Below are 1,464 nucleotides of genomic sequence, written 5' to 3' on the forward strand. Positions count from 1 at the left end.
ATTCCAGTCGACGAACGATTACCCCGGTAGGTCTCTGAATCCTGTACACTTTCGATGTGCAGATTCCCGCCCGTCTTCACGGTCACAGACTGTCCCTGGAGCTGGGAACCGACGAGGGTCGTATCCTTTCCGGAACTCGTCATCAGGCAAACAACAAAAGACTGTCAATACACTTACTGTATATAAATCCAGTCTTTGTTATTTTCAATATAATCAAAATATAATGTTAATTCCGGTTCATCTATAGAATTTAAAAATATATATTGCTTTCTTAACCATTGTGCATTCGGAAATGTTTTTTTTAAAACACAAAATGCCTTGTTTTTCTTTTCATCATATATAAAATATTGTAAAGAATCAGTTTCTCCTCCTTTCACAATCAAAATATGGTTAATAAACTTATATTTTTCACTTTTCTGCATAAGTTTAACTTCAGGAATCAAAGCAGCTGTAGTTTCTAAATCTATAACTTCGCCTGTGTCAAGGACCTGTATATTATTTCTATCAACCATACATACTGCTCCAACTTCAGGTTCCTGATATCCTACAACCATATAATATATAGAATGTCCAATTGCATCAAATAGTATAAATATTATATAAAATACGAGCATCCCTATCAGTAAAGCAAATAACTTGTACATTTTATTTAATTGCTTGCGCATATATCTTATCATTTTATTCATCAGGAACCTCAATCATAAATTGGAATTCAATAAATTCATTAGTAGGAGAAATAGTGCCACGACGCTCCCATTGTGTCCCCATGCCATTAAGTATTCCTAAAAGTGACTTATATCCTGTATCAGAATCTCTAAATTTATATTTATCCCCCACAATTCCATAAACATAATATTGGTTATTACCTTGGTATACTGCTTCAAAACACATGGCAGCTCTATGCAAACCTAAAGTAGCTCCAAAATCAATCCAAGCATTTCCCACTTCTCCTTCATCCAGTTCTTCTTTAACATCTGAAAGTGTAAAAATCAAATCTTTTGAAAATACAAAAATATTATCTTTTATTCCAGTCCCATTATAATATATATAGTTTTTAACCATTTTTTGCAATTTGGGACTTCGAGATAAGTATATTGATGTATCTTCATCTAACTCAAAAGTATAATTTTCCTTCCCCAATGATGCCGCCCAAGTCATCTCAGTTGCAATAGGAATGTCATCTCGATTTTCATAAATAAATAATTTTTCTTTCATTGAAAGAATTTCTTCCAAGTCACTTAAATCATTATCCGGAATAATAGAAGTATCCTCATTACTTACAAATTTAATTAAATCATCTTTAGCTTGTTGAAAATTATCATAATACGCATATAATCCAGGATTATTAGTTAAGACAGTATTCCATTTCGTCCCATACTGTGCCGTAGCACCGCCTGTCTGGATATTCTTGCCGACAGCTGCATTGACAGTAGCGCCCAGGGCCGCACTGATCCATTGGGCCTT

The 1,464-nt window shown here is 33.9% G+C and carries 3 protein-coding genes; all 3 read right to left on the reverse strand.

Annotated elements, in window-relative coordinates:
* A partial coding sequence (locus ACE418_RS13385) for a hemagglutinin repeat-containing protein (protein WP_416451075.1) occupies nucleotides 1-143 on the reverse strand: 143 nt, incomplete at its 3' end.
* A gap of 30 nt (nucleotides 144-173) precedes the next feature.
* Complete coding sequence (locus tag ACE418_RS13390) at nucleotides 174-665, reverse strand: hypothetical protein (RefSeq protein ID WP_416451073.1); 492 nt, start codon at nucleotides 663-665, stop codon at nucleotides 174-176.
* Between the two features lie 13 nt (nucleotides 666-678).
* Nucleotides 679-1,464 (reverse strand): hypothetical protein (locus ACE418_RS13395; RefSeq protein WP_416451074.1); only part of this gene is annotated, 786 nt, incomplete at its 5' end.

Origin of the sequence: Megasphaera jansseni, from assembly GCF_047974155.1 — a bacterium.
Classification (GTDB): domain Bacteria; phylum Bacillota; class Negativicutes; order Veillonellales; family Megasphaeraceae; genus Megasphaera.